The organism is Pseudomonas sp. Wu6 (assembly GCF_019891515.1).
Taxonomy (GTDB): Bacteria; Pseudomonadota; Gammaproteobacteria; order Pseudomonadales; family Pseudomonadaceae; genus Aquipseudomonas; species Aquipseudomonas orientalis_A.
Window position 1 is genome coordinate 47,408 of record NZ_JAFLXH010000006.1, and the last position, 21,933, is coordinate 69,340.

21 protein-coding genes are annotated in these 21,933 nt (G+C 60.7%); 12 read left to right on the top strand and 9 right to left on the bottom strand.

Going from position 1 to position 21,933, the window contains the following annotated elements:
* Positions 1–91 precede the first annotated feature (91 nt).
* From tusD to J1G34_RS05720, 6 genes are all read left to right on the top strand, one after another.
* Positions 92–484 carry a sulfurtransferase complex subunit TusD gene (gene tusD, locus J1G34_RS05695; RefSeq protein ID WP_065884976.1) on the top strand — a complete coding sequence of 131 codons (393 nt, stop codon included), beginning with the start codon at positions 92–94 and terminating at the stop codon, positions 482–484.
* Entirely contained in the window at positions 484–834 is a 351-nt protein-coding gene (gene tusC, locus J1G34_RS05700) for a sulfurtransferase complex subunit TusC (protein ID WP_065894952.1), read from the top strand. Before tusD ends, tusC begins: the two co-directional genes overlap by 1 nt.
* Positions 834–1,112, top strand: a complete 279-nt coding sequence (gene tusB, locus J1G34_RS05705) for a sulfurtransferase complex subunit TusB (protein ID WP_065933905.1) — start codon at positions 834–836, stop codon at positions 1,110–1,112. Before tusC ends, tusB begins: the two co-directional genes overlap by 1 nt.
* Positions 1,109–1,444, top strand: coding sequence for a TusE/DsrC/DsvC family sulfur relay protein (locus tag J1G34_RS05710; protein ID WP_122463781.1), 336 nt, complete (start codon positions 1,109–1,111; stop codon positions 1,442–1,444). Before tusB ends, J1G34_RS05710 begins: the two co-directional genes overlap by 4 nt.
* On the top strand, positions 1,441–2,442 hold the full coding sequence (locus tag J1G34_RS05715) for a glycosyl transferase family protein (protein WP_065936041.1): 1,002 nt from the start codon (positions 1,441–1,443) through the stop codon (positions 2,440–2,442). The genes J1G34_RS05710 and J1G34_RS05715 overlap by 4 nt, the downstream gene beginning before the upstream one ends.
* 88 nt (positions 2,443–2,530) lie before the next feature.
* Positions 2,531–3,526: a glutathione S-transferase family protein gene (locus J1G34_RS05720; protein ID WP_222993541.1), complete on the top strand. Its 996-nt coding sequence runs from the start codon at positions 2,531–2,533 to the stop codon at positions 3,524–3,526.
* A 106-nt stretch (positions 3,527–3,632) separates the two neighbouring features.
* On the opposite strand, the gene cysG is transcribed toward J1G34_RS05720, so the two are convergent.
* From cysG to J1G34_RS05750, 6 genes are read right to left on the bottom strand one after another with little or no spacing between them, the layout of a single operon-like run.
* Positions 3,633–5,027 (bottom strand): siroheme synthase CysG, encoded by a 1,395-nt coding sequence (cysG, locus tag J1G34_RS05725; RefSeq protein ID WP_065894947.1) that lies wholly within the window; start codon positions 5,025–5,027, stop codon positions 3,633–3,635.
* Positions 5,028–6,308, bottom strand: coding sequence for a serine--tRNA ligase (serS, locus tag J1G34_RS05730; protein ID WP_065936043.1), 1,281 nt, complete (start codon positions 6,306–6,308; stop codon positions 5,028–5,030). It abuts the gene before it with no gap.
* Positions 6,309–6,324: 16 nt separating this feature from the next.
* On the bottom strand, positions 6,325–6,699 hold the full coding sequence (gene crcB, locus J1G34_RS05735; protein WP_057721801.1) for a fluoride efflux transporter CrcB: 375 nt from the start codon (positions 6,697–6,699) through the stop codon (positions 6,325–6,327).
* The gene (locus J1G34_RS05740) at positions 6,699–8,021 is read right to left on the bottom strand and encodes a replication-associated recombination protein A (RefSeq protein WP_065894945.1); all 1,323 of its coding nucleotides are present in this window, start codon (positions 8,019–8,021) and stop codon (positions 6,699–6,701) included. Before J1G34_RS05740 ends, crcB begins: the two co-directional genes overlap by 1 nt.
* Before the next feature lie 27 nt (positions 8,022–8,048).
* Complete coding sequence (gene lolA / locus J1G34_RS05745; protein ID WP_065894944.1) at positions 8,049–8,672, bottom strand: outer membrane lipoprotein chaperone LolA; 624 nt, start codon at positions 8,670–8,672, stop codon at positions 8,049–8,051.
* 54 nt (positions 8,673–8,726) lie between these two features.
* On the bottom strand, positions 8,727–11,135 hold the full coding sequence (locus tag J1G34_RS05750; protein ID WP_065884967.1) for a DNA translocase FtsK: 2,409 nt from the start codon (positions 11,133–11,135) through the stop codon (positions 8,727–8,729).
* Between the two features lie 497 nt (positions 11,136–11,632).
* On the opposite strand from J1G34_RS05750, the gene aat reads away from it, so the two are divergent.
* The 3 genes from aat to infA all read left to right on the top strand — a co-directional run bounded on the left by aat (position 11,633) and on the right by infA (position 13,396).
* A complete protein-coding gene (aat, locus tag J1G34_RS05755) occupies positions 11,633–12,313 on the top strand; it encodes a leucyl/phenylalanyl-tRNA--protein transferase (protein WP_065936044.1) in 681 nt (226 codons plus the stop codon).
* A gap of 56 nt (positions 12,314–12,369) precedes the next feature.
* Positions 12,370–13,077: an arginyltransferase gene (locus J1G34_RS05760; RefSeq protein ID WP_065884965.1), complete on the top strand. Its 708-nt coding sequence runs from the start codon at positions 12,370–12,372 to the stop codon at positions 13,075–13,077.
* Positions 13,078–13,177: 100 nt separating this feature from the next.
* Positions 13,178–13,396: a translation initiation factor IF-1 gene (gene infA / locus J1G34_RS05765; RefSeq protein WP_002553999.1), complete on the top strand. Its 219-nt coding sequence runs from the start codon at positions 13,178–13,180 to the stop codon at positions 13,394–13,396.
* A 187-nt stretch (positions 13,397–13,583) separates the two neighbouring features.
* On the opposite strand, the gene clpA is transcribed toward infA, so the two are convergent.
* Positions 13,584–15,854, bottom strand: coding sequence for an ATP-dependent Clp protease ATP-binding subunit ClpA (gene clpA / locus J1G34_RS05770; RefSeq protein ID WP_065884964.1), 2,271 nt, complete (start codon positions 15,852–15,854; stop codon positions 13,584–13,586).
* Positions 15,855–15,883: 29 nt separating this feature from the next.
* A complete protein-coding gene (gene clpS, locus J1G34_RS05775) occupies positions 15,884–16,252 on the bottom strand; it encodes an ATP-dependent Clp protease adapter ClpS (protein ID WP_005789091.1) in 369 nt (122 codons plus the stop codon).
* A gap of 224 nt (positions 16,253–16,476) precedes the next feature.
* Between clpS and cspD the strand changes: the two genes are divergently transcribed.
* Entirely contained in the window at positions 16,477–16,728 is a 252-nt protein-coding gene (gene cspD, locus J1G34_RS05780) for a cold shock domain-containing protein CspD (protein WP_065894989.1), read from the top strand.
* Positions 16,729–16,801: 73 nt separating this feature from the next.
* Here the strand turns inward: cspD and icd are convergent, their stop codons facing one another.
* Positions 16,802–18,058 carry an NADP-dependent isocitrate dehydrogenase gene (icd, locus tag J1G34_RS05785; RefSeq protein ID WP_057721913.1) on the bottom strand — a complete coding sequence of 419 codons (1,257 nt, stop codon included), beginning with the start codon at positions 18,056–18,058 and terminating at the stop codon, positions 16,802–16,804.
* Positions 18,059–18,552: 494 nt separating this feature from the next.
* On the opposite strand from icd, the gene J1G34_RS05790 reads away from it, so the two are divergent.
* Together J1G34_RS05790 and J1G34_RS05795 are read left to right on the top strand one after the other, a co-directional pair.
* Positions 18,553–20,778: an NADP-dependent isocitrate dehydrogenase gene (locus J1G34_RS05790; protein WP_222993543.1), complete on the top strand. Its 2,226-nt coding sequence runs from the start codon at positions 18,553–18,555 to the stop codon at positions 20,776–20,778.
* 667 nt (positions 20,779–21,445) lie between these two features.
* Positions 21,446–21,892, top strand: a complete 447-nt coding sequence (locus J1G34_RS05795) for an NUDIX hydrolase (RefSeq protein ID WP_065894941.1) — start codon at positions 21,446–21,448, stop codon at positions 21,890–21,892.
* The last annotated feature ends 41 nt before the right edge of the window (positions 21,893–21,933 follow it).

Sequence of the window (21,933 nt, forward strand, 5' to 3'; positions counted from 1 at the left end):
AACGATCAAGCGCAGTGACCGTTTTGATCACGGCGGGCTTTTTCGTCGCGGCGGCTTTATCATTGGCCCACGTTTGTTCGCAGAGTGTTCCATGAAGTTCGCGATTGCAGTGTTTTGCGCCGCCCACGCGCCCGCCTCGCGCCGCGCCCTGTTGTTCGCCCAGGCGGCTTTGGCCGGCGGGCATGAAATTGTGCGGCTGTTTTTTTATCAGGATGGCGTGTACAGCGCCTCCAATAATATCGTCGCGCCCCAGGACGAGCAGGACATCGCGCGCCAGTGGCGCGAATTTGTCGGCACCCACCAACTCGACGGCGTCGTGTGCATCGCCGCCGCCTTGCGCCGCGGCGTGCTCAATGCCGAGGAAGCCACGCGCTATCAACGCAGCGCGGTGAACCTGGACGCGCCCTGGGCCTTGTCGGGCCTGGGGCAGTTGCATGATGCGATCCAGGACGCCGACCGCCTGATCTGTTTTGGAGGTGCGTGATGGCCCAATCATTGCTGATCATCAGCCGCCAAGCGCCATGGTCCGGCCCCAGCGCGCGCGAAGCGCTGGATATCGTGCTGGCCGGAGGCGCGTTCGATCTGCCTATCGGCCTGCTGTTTCTGGACGACGGCGTGTTCCAGCTGGCGCGGCACCAGGACGCCAGGGCCGTGCAACAAAAGGATCTGAGCGCCAACCTGCAGGCGCTGGGCCTGTTCGGCATCGACGACGTGTTCGCCTGCGGCCACAGCCTGTCCGCACGCGGGCTGCCGCCACCGGACAATGCGCAGGCCCTGGACAGCCAGGCCATTTCCAGGCTGATTGACCGTTACGATCAGGTGATTACCCTCTGATGTCGACTCTACATGTGGTGAGCCACTCCCCCTTTACCGACAGCCGTCTGGACAGTTGCCTGCGCGTGTGCGGCAACGCGGATGCCATCCTGCTGTGCGGCGACGGCGCCTACGGCCTGCACAACGCAGCGCTGCAAACCAGGGGGGTAAAGGTTTTTGTGCTGGCTGAAGACCTGCAGGCACGCAACCTGCCGCTCCCGGACTGGGCCGACAGCGTCGACTATCCGGGGTTCGTGCAGTTGTCGATCGACTATGACAAGGTCAACAGCTGGTTATGAACACACTGACCGTCGGCACGCGTAGCCTGGCACTGGACAAGGACGGCTACCTCGTCGACCTGGATGACTGGTCCGATGAGGTAGCGCACGCCCTGGCCTGCGCCGAAGCCGTGGAACTGACCCCGGACCACTGGGAAATCCTCCTGTTGCTGCGCCAGTTCTATAGCGAATTCCAGCTGTCCCCCGCCACGCGCCCGCTGATCAAGTACACCGCCTTGAAGCTCGGCCCGCAAAAGGGCAACAGCCTGCACCTCAATAAACTGTTCAACGGCACTCCCGCCAAACTCGCCGCCAAGCTGGCGGGCCTGCCCAGGCCGACGAATTGCTTATGACCGACTTTGCCCCCCTGACCCTCTCGACGCCTGAAGAACATCCGTTTGCGCCGTTCGTGCGCATCCTGGGCAAAGGCAAGCGCGGCGCACGCAACCTCACCCGTGAGGAAGCGCGGCAAGCCATGGGCATGCTGCTCGACGAAAAAGTCGAAGACACCCAGCTGGGCGCCTTCCTCATGCTGCTGCGGCACAAGGAAGAAAGCCCGGAAGAGCTCGCCGGCTTCACCGAAGCGGTACGCGAGCGGTTGAACCCGCCCGCACTGAATGTGGATATCGACTGGCCGACCTACGCCGGCAAAAAGCGCCACTTGCCCTGGTTCCTGCTGGCGGCCAAATGCCTGGCGCAACAGGGTGTGCGCATCCTCATGCACGGCGGCGGCGCGCATACGGCGGGGCGCTTGTACACCGAGCAACTGCTGGAGCGCTTGCACATACCGCTGTGCCGCAATTGGCAACAGGTCGAGGCGGCGTATGCACACGGCAACCTGGCGTTTATCCCGCTGGGCGACTGGGCGCCCCAGTTGCAGCGCATGATCGACCTGCGCAACACCCTGGGCCTGCGCTCGCCGATCCACTCCCTGGCCCGCCTGCTCAACCCGCTGAATGCCCGTTGCGGCCTGCAAAGCATTTTCCACCCGGGTTACCAGGGCGTGCACCGCGATGCCAGTGGCCTGCTGGGCGACAACGTGATTGTGGTCAAGGGCGACGGCGGCGAGATCGAGATCAACCCCGACACCCTCAGCCACCTGTATGGCACCACCGGCGGCCAGAGCTGGGACGAAGAATGGCCCGCCCTCTCCGCCCAGCGCCACGTCAAACCGGCGACCCTGGAGCCCGAGCATCTGAACGCCCTGTGGCGTGGCGACGTCGAGGACAGCTACCCGCAACTGGCGCTGATCGCAACCATGGCCCTGGCCTTGCGCGGCCTTGGACACACCCGCGAGCAGGCGTTCGAACTGGCAAAGCAGTACTGGGACGCACGAGACAAATCGATTTAATCGATCATTCACCTCCGGTCTTTGCGCTTTTAGTTCGAACTCATCCCTTTAGACTGGGCTCCAACGCTTATTAGCCAAGGAGCCAGTCATGGGTTTGCTGATCGAAGGACACTGGAAAGACCAGTGGTACGAAAGTAGTGCAGATGGCGCTTTCCAGCGCGAACAGGCGCAACGTCGTCACTGGGTGACCGCCGACGGCCAGCGCGGCCCGAGCGGCGAAGGCGGTTTCAAGGCCGAGGCCGGACGCTATCACCTCTACATTTCCCTGGCCTGTCCCTGGGCCCACCGCACCCTGATCCTGCGCAAGCTCAAGGGCCTGGAAAGCCTGATCGACGTCTCGGTGGTCAGTTGGCTGATGCTGGAAAACGGCTGGACCTTCGACAAGGCCCACGGCTCAAGCGGCGACGCGCTGGACGGTTTCGACTTCATGCACCAGCGCTACACCGCCGACACCGCTGACTACACCGGGCGCGTCACGGTGCCGGTGTTGTGGGACAAAAAGCTCAAGCGCATCGTCAGCAACGAATCGGCGGAGATCATCCGCATGTTCAACAGCGCCTTCAATGAACTGACCGGCAATACCCTGGATTTCTACCCGCAGGCATTGCGCTCGACCATCGACACCCTGAACGAACGCATCTACCCCGCCGTGAACAACGGCGTGTACCGCGCCGGGTTCGCCACCTCGCAGCAGGCTTATGCAAGCGCGTTTGATGATGTATTTGCCGAGCTTGATCACCTGGAACATCACTTGGGCGAGCATCGCTACCTGGCCGGCGAATACCTGACCGAGGCGGATGTACGGCTGTTCACTACGCTGATTCGTTTTGATGCAGTGTATTACAGCCACTTCAAGTGCAACCTGCGGCGGATTGCCGATTATCCGAACCTGTCGAACTGGCTAAGGGAGATGTATCAGTGGCCGGGAGTGGCCGAGACGGTGGATTTCGAGCATATCAAGGGGCATTACTATGCCAGCCATCGGACCATCAATCCGACGGGGATTGTGCCGAAGGGGCCGTTGCAGCGGTTTGATGTTGGCCATGATCGGGCGCGGTTGAGTGGCAAAGGTGTGTGGAACTGATCCGGATGGTGGGCTGGAGTTGATGGCCTCATCGGGGGCAAGCCCCCTCCCACACTTGGAATGCATACCCATGTGGGAGGGGGCTTGCCCCCGATGCTTTTGAGCTTCAGACCTGAGATTGAGCGCCTTCAAACCACTTGAGCTTCTCGCGCAACACCACCACCTCACCCACGATCACCAGCGTCGGTGCATGCACTTCATGCTCCGCCACCATGCGCGGCAAGTCGGCGAGTGTGCCGGTGAACACGCGCTGGTTGGAGGTGGTGCCCTGCTGGATCAACGCTGCCGGCGTATCGGCAGCGCGGCCATGCAGGATCAACTGTTGGCAGATAATCGGCAAACCGATCAAGCCCATGTAGAACACCAGGGTCTGCGACGGCCCCACCAGGTCCTGCCAGGGCAAGTCCGACGTACCGTTCTTCAGGTGCCCGGTGATAAAGCGCACCGACTGCGCATAGTCACGGTGCGTCAGCGGAATCCCCGCATACGCCGCGCAACCACTGGCCGCAGTGATGCCCGGCACCACCTGGAACGGAATGCCGTGGGCCGCCAGTTCCTCGATCTCTTCGCCGCCACGCCCGAAAATGAACGGGTCGCCGCCCTTGAGACGCAGCACGCGCTTGCCTTGCTTGGCCAGGTCCACCAGTTGCTGGTTGATCTGGTCCTGGGGCACGGCATGCTCGGCGCGACGCTTGCCGACATACACGCGCTCGGCATCACGGCGGCACAGCTCCAGAATCGCCGGGGCCACCAGACGGTCATACAACACCACGTCGGCTTGCTGCATCAGGCGCAAGGCGCGGAAGGTCAGCAGGTCCGGATCGCCCGGGCCCGCGCCCACCAGGTACACCTCACCCGGTGCGTAAGGCGGTGCGCCATTGACCTTTTCGATCAGCAGGCGCTCGGCCTCAGCGCCCTGCCCGGCCAATTGGCGGTCGGCAATCGGACCCTGGAAGACTTCTTCCCAAAACGCGCGACGCTGCTGCACATCCGGGTACAAGCCTTTGACCTGGGCACGAAAACGCGCCGCCAACCCGGCCAATTGGCCATAGGTGGACGGAATCCAGGTCTCCAGCTTGGCGCGGATCAAGCGCGCCAGCACCGGCGCATCGCCGCCACTGGACACCGCAATCACCAACGGCGAACGGTCGACGATCGCCGGGAAGATCACGCTGCACAAGGCTGGCGCATCCACCACATTGACCGGTACACAGCGACGCTTGGCATCACTGGACACCTGCGCGTTCAGTGGCTCGTCGTCGGTGGCGGCGATGATCAGCACGCAACCGTCGAGGTCGGCCTCCTGATAACCGCGCAACATCAGGTCCCCGCCACTGCCCAGTACCAGTTCACGCAACTGGTCTTCGATCTGGGGAGCAACCACCCGCAGCACTGCGCCGGCGTCAGCCAGCAGGCGGGATTTGCGCAAGGCAATCTCCCCCCCACCGACGACCAACACACGACTGCCGCGCAGGTTATGAAACAGCGGCAGAAATTCCATTTAGCCGATGACCTCGACGCCGCCCATGTACGGCTTGAGCACCTCAGGCACGCGGATCGAACCGTCGGCCTGCTGGTAGTTTTCCAACACGGCCACCAGCGTACGGCCTACGGCCAGGCCCGAACCGTTGAGGGTGTGCACCAGCTCCGGCTTGCCGGTTTCCGGATTACGGAACCGCGCCTGCATGCGCCGGGCCTGGAAATCACCGCAGTTGGAGCACGACGAAATCTCGCGGTATTTGTCCTGGCTCGGCACCCACACTTCGAGGTCGTAAGTCTTCACGGCGCTGAATCCCATGTCGCCGGTGCACAGCGCCAGTACGCGGTACGGCAGCTCCAGCAACTGCAGGACGCGCTCGGCGTTGGCAGTCAGGCCCTCCAGCGCCTCCATCGACGTCGAAGGCTCGACCACCTGGACCATCTCGACCTTGTCGAACTGGTGCTGGCGAATCATGCCGCGCGTATCGCGACCGGATGCACCGGCTTCACTGCGAAAGCACGGGCTGTGGGCCACGAACTTCAACGGCAATTGCTTGGCATCAAGGATTTCCCCGGCAACGATGTTGGTCAGCGACACTTCGGCGGTCGGGATCAGGTACAGGTCGGCTTCGCCGTCGCGGCTGATCTTGAACAGGTCTTCCTCGAATTTCGGCAACTGGCTGGTGCCCATCAGCGCCGGCGCCTGCACCAGGTAAGGCGTGTAGGCTTCTTCGTAACCGTGCTCGGCGGTGTGCAGGTTGATCATGAACTGCGCCAGGGCACGGTGCATGCGGGCGATCGGGCCGCGCAGCAAAGCAAAGCGTGCGCCGGACATTTTCGCGGCGGTCTCGAAATCCAGGCCGCCGGTCAATTCGCCGAGGGCCACGTGGTCCTTGATCTCGAAATCGAAGGCTTTCGGCGTGCCCCAGCGGCGCACTTCGACGTTGCCGTCTTCGTCCTCGCCAATCGGCACCGACTCATGGGGAATATTGGGGATGCCCAACAGGATCGAATCCAGTTCGGACTGGATTTTGTCCAGCTCGAGTTTGCCGTCGGACAGCTCGGTGCCCATGCGCTCGACGTCCGCCATCAACGGCGCGATGTCTTCGCCGCGCTGCTTGGCCTGACCGATGGATTTGGAACGCGCATTCCGCTCAGCCTGCAGTGCCTCGGTGCGGGTCTGGACGGTCTTGCGCTGTTCTTCCAGCGCTTCGATGCGCGCAACATCCAAGGCAAAGCCACGGGATGCCAGGCGGTCCGCTACGTCCTGAAGGTTGCTACGTAACAGTTTGGAATCGAGCATGTCGGTCTCTCGTTTATCAAAGTTTGGTCAGGGACAGGCCGGCCCAGGTGGCGAGCAGCCCGCCGAACACGCTGATGCCCAGGTACCCGAAGGCGACCAGGGCCTGCCCGCTTTCCAGCAGGCGCAGCGTATCCAGTGAAAAGGATGAAAAGGTCGTCAGACCGCCTACAAAGCCGACAATCAAGCCGGCGCGAATTTCAATCGGCACTTCCGGGCGCAACAGGAACCAGCCGTACAACAGCCCGATGATCAGGCAGCCCACTAGGTTGACCGCCAGGGTCGCCGCATAGAAATGCTTCGGCCAATGGGCGCTGACCCAGGTGCCGGTGGCGAAACGCAATAATGTACCAGCGATGCCGGCTGCGGACACGGCAAGAATCGTCTTGAGCACTACTTTCTCCGCTGACGGGGGCTGAGACGGTCGAGTTGGGCCAGATGGTTGAGCTTTTCGCCGATCTTCAGCTCCAGGCCACGGGGCACCGGTTGATAGAGCGCCAGCGGCTCGAGCTCATCGGGAAAGTAATCTTCGCCGGCCGCGTAGGCGTCCGGCTCGTCATGGGCATAGCGGTATTCATCGCCGTAACCCAGCTGTTTCATCAGCTTGGTCGGCGCGTTGCGCAAATGCATCGGCACTTCGAGGGAACCATGTTCGGCCGCCGCTCGCAGCGCCGACTTGAAGCCCATGTACACCGCGTTGCTTTTCGGCGCGCAGGCCAGGTAAGTGATGGCCTGGGCCACCGCCAGTTCGCCTTCCGGGCTGCCGAGGCGTTCCTGCACGTCCCAGGCGGCCAGGCACAGGCTCAAGGCGCGCGGGTCGGCATTGCCGATGTCTTCACTGGCCATGCGCACCACGCGGCGCGCCAGGTACAACGGGTCGCAACCGCCGTCGATCATGCGCGCGAACCAGTACAGCGCGCCGTCCGGGTTGGAACCGCGTACGGATTTATGCAGCGCCGATATCTGGTCGTAGAACGCTTCACCGCCCTTATCGAAGCGCCGACGCGTGTCGCCCAGCAGGCTTTGCAGAAGGTCCACGCCAATCTCGCCGCCGTCTTCGGCAAGGTCCGAGGCGTTCTCCAACAGGTTGAGGAAACGCCGGCCATCGCCATCGGCGGCCGTGAGCAGGATCTTGAAGCCCTCTTCACTGACGCTCAGCTGGCGCTTGCCCAGGCCCTTGTCTTCGTTCAAGGCACGCTGCAACAACTTCTGCATCGCCGCTTCGTCCAGGCTCTTGAGCACATAGACGCGAGCCCGCGAGAGCAAAGCGTTATTGAGTTCGAAAGAAGGGTTTTCAGTGGTGGCGCCGATGAAGATCAACGTGCCGTCTTCGACGTACGGCAGGAATGCATCCTGCTGCGACTTGTTGAAGCGATGCACTTCGTCGACAAACAGGATGGTGCGCTTGCCGTACTGCCCGGCCTGCTGCTTGGCGACTTCCACCGCCTGGCGGATCTCCTTGACCCCAGCCAGCACGGCGGAGACCGTTTCGAAGTGCGCATCCGAGACCTTGGCCAGCAGCCGTGCCAGGGTGGTTTTACCCACCCCCGGCGGCCCCCAGAAAATCATCGAGTGCAGCGCACCCTGCTCCAGGGCTTCACGCAAGGGCTTGCCGCGAGCGAGCAGATGCTCTTGACCGACGTACTCATCCAGGTTGGTCGAGCGCAGGCGCGCGGCCAGGGGCTGGGCAATCGGGTCACTTCGAAACAGATCCATGGGCAGCGTTTGAAACCTCTGGGGAGTTTATTCCTGGATCACGTCGGCACCCTTGGGGATGTCGAACTTGAACTTGGACGCGGGCACAGGCTGGTTGGCCTTGACCCCGGAGAACAGGATATCGGTGCGCTGGCCAACGCTGTCAACCAGGCGCATGTTGTTGATCACGCCGTTGCCGAACGACAGCGACAGGGTGTCGAACAACGTGTCCTTGGATTTGGGCTTGAGCGTGAACTCGATGACGTTGCTGGTTTGCTTGGAGGTGATGTCGAAACTGTCGTTGATCTTCGACACGTCCCCCGACAGCAGCAGCGCCGGCGTCTGGTTCAGGCGCGGGTCGAGCTTCTTGATGGTCGCCTGTTCAAGGTCCGGGTCCCACAGCGTGACTTTCTGGCCGTCGGACACGATGGTCTGCTCGGCCTTGCCTTCGGTGTGCCAGTAGAACAGGCCGGGACGCTGCACGGCCATTTCGCCTGCGGTCTCCTGCAACTGGGTGCCACCGGCGTCCAGGGTCAGCTGGGAAAAGCGCGCGGTCAGGGTCTGGGATTTGTCCAGCAGGTTCTTCAGACTGGCCACGGAAGCCGGGTCAGCGTGGGCCGAAACGGCGGTCAGGGCCAGTGCCGGCAACAACAGCATGCGGATAATGCGCATGGGAGTCCTCATTGAATAGTCAGGGCGCGCCGCGTGCTGCCACGCGGCGCGGGATCAGTCGCGCATCTGCCCGGGGGCGATGATTTCGCGCGAGCCGTTGGTGTTCATTGCGGTGACGACGCCGGCGTGTTCCATGGCTTCGATCATGCGGGCGGCGCGGTTGTAGCCGATCTTCAGCTTGCGTTGCACGGCGGAGATCGAGGCACGGCGGCTTTCCAGCACGAACGCCACGGCTTCGTCGTAGAGCGCGTCGGTTTCGGCGTCATCGTCGCCACCCCCGCTGCCGCCGTCGAAGCCGCTGCCGGCCTCTTCCACGCCCGCGAGAATGTCGTCGTTGTATTCCGGAGCGCCACGCAGTTTCCAGGCTTCCACCACGCGATGCACTTCATCGTCGGAAACGAACGCCCCGTGGACACGGATCGGCAGGCTGGTGCCGGGCGGCATGTAGAGCATGTCACCGTGGCCCAGCAGTTGCTCGGCGCCGCCCTGGTCGATGATGGTCCGCGAGTCGATCTTGCTCGACACCTGGAACGCCATACGCGTAGGAATGTTGGCCTTGATCAGACCGGTGATCACATCCACCGACGGCCGCTGGGTGGCGAGGATCAGGTGGATCCCGGCCGCACGGGCCTTCTGGGCGATACGCGCGATCAGTTCTTCGACCTTCTTGCCGACGATCATCATCATGTCGGCGAATTCGTCGACCACCACCACGATGGTCGGCAGCTTGGTCAAAAGCGGCGCTTCGTCGTGAATGTTCTCGCGCTTGTACAGCGGGTCGGTCAGCGGCGTACCGGCGTCCTGGGCTTCCTTGACCTTGGCGTTGAAGCCGGACAGGTTACGCACGCCCATCTTCGCCATCAGCTTGTAGCGACGCTCCATCTCGGCGACGCTCCAGCGCAGGGCGTTGGCGGCGTCCTTCATGTCGGTCACTACCGGGCAGAGCAGGTGCGGAATGCCTTCGTAGATCGACAGCTCAAGCATTTTCGGGTCGATCATGATCAGCTTGGCGTCGTCCGGGCCCGATTTGAACAGGATCGACAGGATCATTGCGTTCACGCCCACCGACTTACCTGAACCGGTGGTACCGGCCACCAGCAGGTGCGGCATTTTCGCCAGGTCGGTGATTACCGGCTTGCCGCCGATATCATGGCCGAGGGCCAGGGTGACCGGCGATTTGAAGTTGTCGTATTCCGGGGTCGACAGTACCTCGGAGAAACGCACGATCTGGCGGTCTTCGTTGGGAATCTCGATGCCCACGGTGGTCTTGCCGGGAATCACTTCCACCACGCGCACGCTGGTCACGGCCAGGGAGCGGGCCAGGTCCTTGGCCAGGTTGGAAATGCGGCTGACCTTGACGCCTGCGGCCGGCTGAATCTCGTAACGGGTAATCACAGGGCCCGGGTGAATCGAGTCCACCGACACTTCGACGCCGAACTCCTTGAGCTTGATTTCCAGCAGGTGGCCGACGGCCGCCAGGGATTCGGGCGAGTAATTGAGTTGTTTCTTTTCCGCAGGGTCAAGAATCGAGATCGGCGGCAAGGTGCCTTCGACGGCGCTGTCGATGAACAGCGGCGCCTGTTTCTCTTTCTGCACGCGGTGGCTGGGCTCGGGCGCCTTGGGCGGCGCGGGTGCGATCACCGGCGGCACCTGCTTCTCGCGATCCGACATGTGCTTGCTCAGGGCCTGTTCGCGCTCGATCAGGCGCTCCTTGACCTTGGCCTGCTCGCGGCGGTCCGGCGTGCTTGGGGCCACCACTTCGTTGACGCGTGTGTCCACTTCGCGCAGTTGCGCAACCATCTGCTTGCGCTCCACACGCGCCGCCCACCAGCGGTTGGCGGCGCCCTGGAACAACTCGAACAGGTCAAGGGTGATCTTGCCGGTCACGTCCATCACTTTGAACCACGACAGGTCGGTGAACACCGTGAGACCGAACAGGAACAGCGCGATGAACATCAGCGTGCTGCCCTGGATATTCAGGGTGCGCCGCGCCAGGTCGCCCAGGCTTTCGCCCAGCGCCCCGCCCGCGCCCGCCGGCAGACCGGTCGGTGCATGGAAATGGATATGGGCCAGGGCCGCGCCGGACAACACCAGGAACACCAGCCCGATCAGGCGCCAGGAGAACAGCCAGCCGCTCCACTGCCAAGGCTCGTGACGCTGGCGGAAAATCTGCCAGGTCTTGATCGCCAGCAACAGCGGAAAGATGTACGCGAAATAACCGAGAATCATGAACAGGATATCGGCGCTGTAGGAACCCACCGGGCCACCGAAATTCTGCACGTCATCGATTTTGCTGTTATGGCTCCAGCCGGGATCGTCCTTGCCGTAGGTGAGCAAGGCCATCATCAGGAACAGGCACAGCGCGCCGATTGCGATCAGCGCACCTTCCTTGAGTCGGTAATGCAGGTGCTGACGCCAGGCCGGCACGACTGCTGCTTTGGGTGTTGCGGCGGATTTCTTCAAAACGGGTCTTTTCCTGCGCCTTTTAGCGCGTCCATCTGTTGAATGACTGCACACGACTGCTCTATCCGAGCAGCTGAAAAATGACAAATGTTGCTGAATCTACTTTTTAACACTGCATAACCCATGGATGAAATGGCGATAACGCCATGAACGCCGCATTGTACGGGTTTGCGTGCGCGATGCCACGTACTTGCCCATCACCCGGCGGCCTGAGCCGTTCACGTGTTGCAGCCTGTTCAATTTGAGCATGCATTGTCTTTGCTGACAAAGGCTTATGCGCTGTATTTACCAATCAAGGCAAGCTTGGCAAATGGCCTGCATTGGCCAGACCCGATTACGACCGCACCTTATACGCAGAGTTGCAGAAACACCCTTACACGCTAAACCAGCTCGAGCGGCCATTTGCGCTGGCCCCGAGGCGCTGCGTCGACAATAATCAGGTCCTGGGGCAGGCGCCCGACCTGCCACTCCCCTCCCCTTCCGTAAGCCTGGATGCCATGCTGACCTGGTTACAACGCGACACCCTGACATTCCCGCCACTGGCCAAGGCCATGCGCGAACCCAATGGCCTGCTTGCCGCCGGCGGCGACCTGTCGGCCGAACGATTGATCCAGGCCTATCGCCACGGCTGCTTTCCCTGGTTCTCCGAAGGCCAGCCGATTCTCTGGTGGTCACCCGACCCACGCACGGTGATCTTCCCCGACGAGCTGCACGTCTCGCGCAGCCTAGGCAAATTATTGCGCCAACAGCGCTATAGCGTGACGTTTGATCAGGATTTCGCAGCGGTCATCCAGGCCTGCGCGGCGCCTCGTGCGTATGCAGACGGCACCTGGATCACCGAAAGCATCCAGAGCGCCTACCTGGCGCTGCATCAGCGTGGTTACGCGCACTCCGTGGAGGTCTGGGACCAGGGCGAGCTGGTCGGCGGCCTGTACGGCCTGGCGATGGGTCAATTGTTTTTTGGCGAATCCATGTTCAGCCGCGCCGACAACGCCTCGAAATTCGGCTTCGCCACGCTGACCCGGCAATTGCAGGCCTGGGGGTTTGTGCTGATTGACTGCCAGATGCCCAATGATCATCTGCACAGCCTGGGCGCACGCGGCATACCGCGCAGCGAATTCGCCGGGTATCTGCGCGATCATTTGGACCAGCCCAGCTCGGGGCCGTGGGTTTCTTAGGCGCCATCCGCGTACCTGGCTTACACTTATTTCAAAGCTTATTCCGAGGGTTGATCATGACCGAGTTGGCGCGCTTGAAGTTTTATGCCACTCAAGCCCACTCTTGCAGCTATCTGCCCGACGAGCAGGCCACCACACTGTTCCTCGATCCCAGCCAGCCGATGGATGTGCATGTGTACGCCGACCTGTCGGAGATGGGCTTTCGGCGCAGCGGCGATCACCTGTACCGACCGCATTGCCAGAACTGCAACGCCTGCGTGCCGGCGCGCATCCCGGTGGCGCAGTTTTTACCGGATCGCAACCAGAAGCGCATTCTCAAGCGCAACGCCGACCTGACGGTAAACGCGGTCAAGCCGCAGTACAGCGAAGAATATTTCGACCTCTATCAACGCTACATCGAACAACGCCATGCCGACGGCGATATGTTCCCGCCCAGCCGCGATCAATTTTCCACGTTCCTGGTGCGTGACCTGCCTTTTTCGCGCTTCTACGAATTTCGCCTCGACGGACGGTTGCTGGCCGTGGCGGTGACCGACCTGCTGCCCAATGGGCTGTCGGCGGTGTACACCTTCTATGAGCCCGCCGAAGAACGCCGCAGCCTGGGGCGCTTTGCGATTCTCTGGCAAATAGGTGAAGCGCTGCGCCTGGAACTGGAGGCGGTGTACCTCGGATACTGGATCAAAAACTGCAAAAAGATGAACTACAAGACCCAATATCGGCCCATTGAGCTGCTGATTAATCAAAGATGGGTAACGCTTAACTAGAACCCCTTGGCTTGAACACCCTTTTTCGGGCACAATGCACGCCGCTTTTGCCTGGCGCAGTTGCACCGGGCCATTCACTGGATACCGAGGGCTTTACTGCATGTCGAAAGAAGACAGCTTCGAAATGGAAGGCACTGTCGTCGACACCCTGCCCAACACCATGTTTCGTGTGGAGTTGGAAAATGGGCACGTCGTAACCGCGCATATCTCCGGCAAGATGCGCAAGAACTACATTCGTATTCTTACCGGTGACAAAGTGCGCGTCGAGCTGACGCCCTATGACTTGAGCAAAGGGCGCATCACTTACCGCGCTCGCTAAGCAAGTCAATACAAAACGCCCGGTTATGCCGGGCGTTTTTTTGTGTGTGTGTGTTATTTACCTGACACCCAAAACCAATGTGGGAGGGGGCTTGCCCCCGATAGCGGTAGATCAGTCACTCATGTAGCGACTGAAACACTGCTATCGGGGGCAAGCCCCCTCCCACATTGGCGCCCGTAGCTATCGATCAGGCCATTTCAGCCGTGGTTTCGAAGTCGAAGGTCAGTTCGCCGTCCTTCAGATCGATATGCACCACGCCGCCATGGTCGGACAGCTCGCCGAACAGGATCTCTTCGGCCAACGGCCGCTTGATCTTGTCCTGGATCAGACGCGCCATCGGGCGTGCGCCCATTGCCGCGTCGTAGCCACCTTCGGCAATCCAACTGCGCGCCGCTTCGGTGACTTCCAGTTGCACGCGCTTGTCTTCCAACTGCGCCTGAAGTTCGGTGAGGAACTTGTCCACCACGCTTTTGATAACCTCATGACTGAGGCGACCAAACTGGATAATGGTGTCCAGACGGTTGCGGAACTCCGGCGTAAAGCTCTTCTTGATCACTTCCATTGCATCGGAAGAGTGATCCTGATGGCTGAAGCCGATCGAAGCCCGCGCGGCGGTTTCGGCACCGGCGTTGGTGGTCATGATCACGATCACGTTGCGGAAGTCCGCCTTGCGCCCGTTGTTGTCGGTCAGGGTGCCGTGGTCCATCACCTGCAGCAGCAGGTTGAAGACTTCCGGGTGGGCCTTCTCGATTTCATCGAGCAGCAATACACAATGCGGCTGCTTGGTGATCGCTTCGGTCAGCAGACCGCCCTGGTCGAAACCGACATAGCCCGGAGGCGCACCGATCAGGCGCGACACGGTGTGACGCTCCATGTATTCGGACATGTCAAAGCGCACCAGCTCGATCCCCATGGCCTTGGCCAACTGCCGCGCCGCCTCGGTCTTGCCGACGCCCGTGGGGCCTGCAAACAGGAACGAACCCACGGGTTTATCCGGCGACTTGAGGCCCGCACGCGATAGCTTGATCGCGGTGGACAACGCGTCGATGGCCGCATCCTGGCCGAATACGGTCAGCTTGAGATCACGTTCCAGATTACGCAGCAGTTCCTTGTCGGAACTGTTGACGTGTTTAGGCGGAATCCGCGCGATCTTCGCCACGATGTCCTCGACCTGAGGCACGTCGATACGCTTTACACGCTTCTCGACCGGCTGCAGGCGCTGATAGGCACCCGCCTCGTCGATCACATCGATGGCCTTGTCCGGCATATGCCGGTCATTGATGTAGCGTGACGCCAGCTCAGCCGCCGCACGCAGGGCTTCATCGGTGTACTCGATGCCATGGTGCGCTTCGAAACGCCCCTTGAGACCGCGCAGGATACCGATGGTGTCTTCAACCGAAGGCTCGGACACATCGACTTTCTGGAAGCGCCGCGCCAGGGCACGGTCTTTCTCGAAGATGCCGCGAAACTCCTGGAACGTGGTCGAGCCGATGCAGCGGATATCACCCGACGACAGCAGCGGCTTGAGCAGGTTGGACGCATCCATCACCCCGCCCGACGCGGCACCCGCGCCAATAATGGTGTGAATCTCGTCGATGAACAGGATCGCCTGCGGGCGTTTTTTCAGTTCGCCGAGCAGCGCTTTGAAACGCTTCTCGAAATCGCCACGGTACTTGGTCCCGGCGAGCAATGCGCCCAGGTCCAGGGAGTAGACGACACTATTGGCCAGCAGGTCCGGCACCTGGTTGTCGACGATACGCTTGGCCAGGCCCTCGGCAATCGCGGTTTTACCCACGCCCGCTTCACCGACCAGCAACGGGTTGTTCTTGCGACGCCGCGCGAGGATCTGCGCTACGCGCTCAACCTCCAGCTCACGCCCCACCAGCGGATCGATCCGCCCCTGGCGCGCCAGCTCATTGAGGTTGCTGGCATAGGCATCCAGCGGGTTGCTTGAAGAAGAAGACTCACCGCCCTCGTCGTCCTGCATATCCTGCTCACCCTCGGAATGATCGCCGTGCCCGGGCACCTTGGAGATGCCGTGGGCAATGTAGTTGACGACATCGATACGGGCCACGCTCTGCTGCTTGAGCAGAAACACGGCCTGGCTTTCCTGCTCGCTGAAAATCGCCACCAGCACATTGGCGCCCGTGACTTCACGCTTACCGGAGCTCTGTACGTGGAAGACAGCACGCTGCAATACCCGCTGGAAGCCCAGGGTTGGCTGGGTCTCACGGTCCTCGTCATGCACGGGGATCAGTGGCGTCGTGGAGTCGATAAACTCCTGCAGGTCATGCTTGAGTTTGTCGAGGTTGGCGCCGCACGCACGTAGAACGGTGGCGGCAGCTTCGTTATCCAAAAGTGCCAGCAGCAGGTGTTCGACGGTCATGAATTCATGACGCTTCGAACGAGCCTCCTTGAAGGCAAGATTGAGGGTGACTTCGAGCTCGCGGTTTAACATAGCTTCACCTCATACCCAAGTGGTCGGCGTTAACCGTCCTTCTCGATTTCACAGAGTAGCGGATGCTGGCTTTCCCTGGCGTACTGGTTGACCTGCATGGCCTTTGTCTCGGCGATGTCGCGGGTAAACACTCCACATACTGCCCGTCCTTCTGTGTGAACGGCCAGCATTACCTTGGTCGCCAACTCGCGGTTCAGGTTAAAAAACACCTCGAGCACTTCGACCACGAAATCCATCGGTGTGTAGTCATCATTGAACAAAACCACCTTGTACATCGGCGGCGCCTGTAAAGCAGGCTTGGCCTCCTGAACAGCAATGCCTGCAGAACCGTCGTCGTCATGTTCCTGATCCGGGCGATCCTGATTGAATGTTAGTCGAATCTGGCTATTTGCATGCATGGAAAGAAAGGTTCGTCAGTGGTTCAAATACAGTGGTGGGGGCGACCTGTCAGATTTTCAACTCCAACCCTTTGGTCGCCTTGACTATCGGCAAATCGGTGTTACAACCAATAGAGCCCACAGTGGGTAAAAAAGGTCCGCGCAGTCAACCTTATTTATTCGGGTTAGGACGGATAGACGGGATGATACTCCAGTGATGGAGTCTGGTGCAGAGGGATAAGGGAATGGCTAGTGGCAAGGTCAAGTGGTTCAACAACGCCAAGGGTTATGGCTTCATTCTTGAAGATGGAAAAGATGGAGACCTTTTTGCGCATTACTCAGCGATCCAGATGGACGGCTACAAGACACTCAAAGCGGGTCAGCCTGTCTGCTTTGAGATTATTCAAGGCCCCAAGGGCCTGCATGCTGTGAATATCAGCGCGCCCGTCACCACTGAAGACGCTGCAGAAAGGGTACCTGCTCAAGAATCAGCCTGACCAGCATCGAGCAACACCTTAACAGGCAAACCGGCCATCCTGAGTCATCAGAGTGGCCGGTTGCTCTTCCCGTTTACATATGCTTGATCAACGCATCACCAAAGCCCGACGACGACACCAATGTCGCCCCCTCCATCAGCCGCTCGAAGTCATACGTCACGGTCTTGGCCGAAATAGCGCCGTTGGTGCCTTTTATAATCAGATCCGCCGCTTCGACCCAGCCCATATGTCGCAGCATCATTTCCGCCGACAGAATCAATGAGCCCGGGTTGACCTGATCCTTGCCCGCATACTTCGGTGCAGTACCGTGGGTGGCCTCGAACATGGCCACGGTGTCCGACAGGTTGGCGCCCGGCGCGATACCGATGCCGCCCACTTCCGCCGCGAGTGCGTCGGACAAGTAGTCGCCGTTGAGGTTGAGCGTCGCAATCACATCATATTCAGCCGGACGCAGCAGGATTTGCTGGAGCATCGCATCGGCAATCGCATCCTTGACCACCACATTCTTGCCGGTCCTGGGGTTCTTGAACTGCATCCACGGCCCGCCATCGAGCAGGGTCGCGCCGAACTCCTCGGCCGCCACTTCGTAGGCCCATTCCTTGAAGGCACCTTCGGTGAACTTCATGATGTTGCCTTTATGCACGATGGTCAGCGAGTCGCGGTCGTTATCCACCACATATTGCAGGGCCTTGCGTGCCAGGCGCTTGGTGCCCTCTTTCGACACCGGCTTGACGCCAATCCCGCAATCCTGGTCGAAACGGATCTTGGTAACCCCCATCTCCTCCTTGAGGAACTTGATCACCTTGATCGCCTCGGGCGAACCGGCCTTCCACTCGATGCCGGCGTAAATATCCTCGGAGTTCTCACGGAAGATGGTCATGTCGACATCCCCGGGCTTCTTGACCGGGCTGGGCACGCCTTCAAACCAGCGCACCGGGCGCAGGCACACATACAGGTCGAGTTGCTGGCGCAAAGCCACGTTCAGCGAACGAATGCCGCCGCCGACCGGGGTGGTCAGCGGGCCCTTGATGGACACCACGTAATCCTTGACCGCGTCCAGGGTTTCCTGGGGCAGCCAGGTGTCCTGGTCGTAGACTTGAGTGGCCTTCTCGCCGGCATATACCTCCATCCACGAGATCTTGCGCTTGCCGCCGTAGGCCTTTTCAACAGCAGCGTCGACCACCTTGATCATCACCGGGCTGATGTCGACGCCGATACCGTCTCCTTCGATATACGGGATGATCGGTTGGTCAGGAACATTGAGAGAATGGTCTGCATTGACGGTGATTTTGTCGCCGACTGCCGGAACCTGAATCTTCTTGTATCCCATGCTGAACTCCATCTATGGATTGAACATCTGGCTGCGTTCGAGCCTACTCCAGATAAATGGCGACTGAAACCTCACGCCATGCTCATTTGCGTCGAAAACAGCATAACTTGTCGCCTACAAGCCTGAAAGCAAAGGGAAAACCGCCAATCTTGAGCACAACGTGCGACGTTGCCCGCACCCGGCCCGCCTGCGACCTTTAGACCAATGGACGACCCACCTTTTGTATGAAGGCTCAGCGTAAGCATAGCGACCTATGTATAATGCCGCCGCTGACCAAAGAGTCACGACGGTTGACCGCTCTAGACAGTAGCCTTCAGCCAGAAAGCAGGACTATTACAATAGTCCAAACGCTTGACGCTCGACTGATGCAACCCAACATCACCGCGAAGAACACTCGACATTTCGCTCATGGATGACTTTGAACGAACGCGCTCCACCCGGCGCATCTCGAGTTTCTGCGCACGCTTTCAGCAAAGAAGAGAGTTAATCCGAATATGCCCACCCGCTCGAAGATCATCTACACCTTCACCGACGAAGCCCCAGCCCTCGCCACCTATTCACTGCTGCCTATCGTAGAGGCCTTCACCGCTTCCGCTGATATTGCCGTGGAAACCCGCGACATTTCCCTCGCCGCGCGCATCCTCGCAAGCTTCCCCGAGCAACTGGGCGCCAAGGCCATCCCGGACCACCTCGCCGAACTGGGCGACCTGGCCGTTACGCCTGAAGCCAACATCATCAAGCTGCCTAACATCAGCGCCTCGACCCCGCAGCTGCAAGCCGCGATCAAGGAACTGCAGGCCCAGGGCTACGCCCTGCCGGACTACCCGGAAACCGTAACCACCGACGCGGAAAAAGAAACCCGTGCACGTTACGACAAGGTCAAGGGCAGCGCCGTGAACCCGGTACTGCGCGAAGGCAACTCCGACCGCCGCGCACCGCTGTCGGTCAAGAACTACGCACGCAAGCACCCGCACAAAATGGGCGCCTGGGCTGCCGACTCCAAGTCGCACATCGCCCACATGAGCAATGGCGACTTCTACGGCAGCGAAAAAGCCGTACAGATCGAAGCCGCTGACGCTGTCAAAATCGAGCTGATCGCTCAAGACGGCACCGCCACTGTCCTGAAGGAAAAGACCTCGGTACAGGCCGGCGAGATCATCGACACCGCCGTGCTGAGCAAAAAAGCCCTGCGCGCATTCATCGCCGCCGAGATCGAAGACGCCAAGAAGCAAGGCGTGCTGCTGTCGGTTCACTTGAAAGCCACCATGATGAAGGTCTCCGACCCGATCATGTTCGGCCAGATCGTCGCCGAGTTCTATAAGGACGCCCTGGCCAAGCACGCCACTGTGCTGGAGCAGATCGGCTTCAACCTGAACAACGGCATCGGCGACCTGTACGCCCGTATCAAGGCGCTGCCGGCTGACCAGCAGGCGCAGATCGAAGCGGACATCCAGGCGGTCTACGCCGCTCGCCCATCGCTGGCGATGGTCAACTCCGACAAAGGCATCACCAACCTGCACGTGCCGAGCGACGTCATCGTCGACGCCTCGATGCCGGCCATGATCCGTGACTCCGGCAAAATGTGGGGCACCGACGGCCAGTTGCACGACACCAAGGCCGTGATCCCGGATCGCTGCTACGCCACCATCTACCAGGCCGTCATCGAAGACTGCAAGGCCAATGGCGCCTTCGACCCAACCACCATGGGCAGCGTGCCGAACGTTGGCCTGATGGCCAAGAAAGCCGAAGAGTACGGTTCCCACGACAAGACCTTCCAGATCAAGGCTGACGGCGTCGTCCGCGTCACCGACAGCCAGGGCAAGCTGCTGATGGAACAGCCGGTCGAAGCCGGCGACATCTTCCGCATGTGCCAGACCAAAGACGCGCCGATCCAGGACTGGGTCAAACTGGCCGTCAACCGCGCCCGCGCCAGCAACACCCCAGCCATCTTCTGGCTGGACCCACAGCGCGCGCACGATGGCGTCGTGGTCGAGAAAGTTCAGGCTTACCTGAAAGACCACAACACTGAAGGCTTGGACATCCGCATCATGTCGCCGGTCGACGCGATGAAGTTCACCCTGGAGCGCACCCGCAAGGGCCTGGACACCATCTCGGTGACCGGTAACGTACTGCGCGACTACCTGACCGACCTGTTCCCGATCATGGAACTGGGTACCAGCGCCAAGATGCTTTCGATCGTGCCGCTGATGAACGGCGGTGGCCTGTTCGAAACCGGCGCCGGCGGCTCGGCGCCGAAACACGTGCAGCAGTTGGTGGAAGAAAACTTCCTGCGCTGGGATTCCCTGGGCGAGTTCCTGGCCCTGGCCGCGTCCCTCGAGCATCTGGGCGTGACCTACAACAACCCCAAGGCCCTGGTACTGTCCAAGACCCTGGACCAGGCCACCGGCCAGTTCCTCGACAACAACAAGTCGCCATCGCGCAAAGTCGGCAACATCGACAACCGCGGCAGCCACTTCTACCTGGCACTGTACTGGGCCCAGGCCCTGGCCGCCCAGACCGAAGACACTGCCCTGCAAGCGCAGTTCGGCGAACTGGCCCAGACCCTGGCCGCGAACGAAGCAACCATCGTTGCCGAGCTCAACGCCGTACAGGGCAAGCCAGTGGACATCGGCGGCTACTACGCGCCGAACCCCGAGCTGACCAGCAAGGCCATGCGTCCAAGCAACACCCTCAATGCGGCGATTGCCAAGTTGAAGTAAGGTTGTAACGATGCAAAGAAACCCCGGCCGAGTGCCGGGGTTTCTGTTTCCACTGTTCAACTGAAGAAACCGGGTCAAATGCGGCAGTGGGCCTACCCTAATACCAGTCAGTCAGGGCTTTTTGTAGGAGCGAGCTTGCTCGCGAAAAACTCACAGGCACCGCGCTCATTCAGAAAGCACGCGTTATCGTTGACGTTTTTCGCGAGCAAGCTCGCTCCTACAGACGGCGGTGTACACTTAACAACGCAGCCGCGCCCAAACGTAACCACGATGCGAAGCGAGCCGCTCTTGATCTGGCATTTGATCTTGATCTCAGGAGCCCCGTTAAACCACGCTGGCCGAACGCAGGCGAGGTGCCGAGTGGTGGGGCAAGAGCGTTTTGCTTACTTTTGCGCTTTTCAAAAGTGAGCCGCTGTAAAAGCGGAACCATTAGCAGCCTTTACCGCAGAAACGGATATGTACCCGGTCCAATCAAACATCCCGACCAGCCCAGAGGCCGCCATCGGGGGCAAGTCGAATCGTCGCACCGCCCCTCCCACATTTGGACCGGGATCGACACAACATCCTGGTCGACCCAGAGGCCATCATCAGGAGCAAGCCCCCTCCCACATTGACTGCAATTCTGACCCAAGAACGCACCGCCCCTCCCTGAATCTAGAGGCATCCCATGACCTGGCTCCCCCACATCACCGTCGCCACCCTCGTCGAAGACAACGGCCGCTTCCTGATGGTCGAAGAACTCAAGGGCGGCCGTGCCGTACTCAATCAGCCCGCCGGGCACCTGGACCCGAACGAAACCCTGACCGAAGCCGCCGTGCGTGAAACCCTCGAAGAAACCGGCTGGGACGTCGAAGCCACCGGCATCGTCGGTATCTACCTCTACACCGCACCGAGCAACGGCGTGACCTATCAACGGGTCTGTTTCATCGCCAAGGCGCTGAAACACCACCCGGACTATCAACTCGACGAAGGCATCCTGCGCGCCCGCTGGCTGACCCGGGACGAGCTGATGGGCCTGCGCGACGACTGGCGCAGCGAGCTGATCATCCGCTGTATCGATGATTATCTGGCCGGCCAGCGTCACAGCCTGGAATTGATCCGTCCTTCTCTTTAGCCTTGCGGGCCCAGGCCTGCTAGAATCGCGTCCTTTTTCAA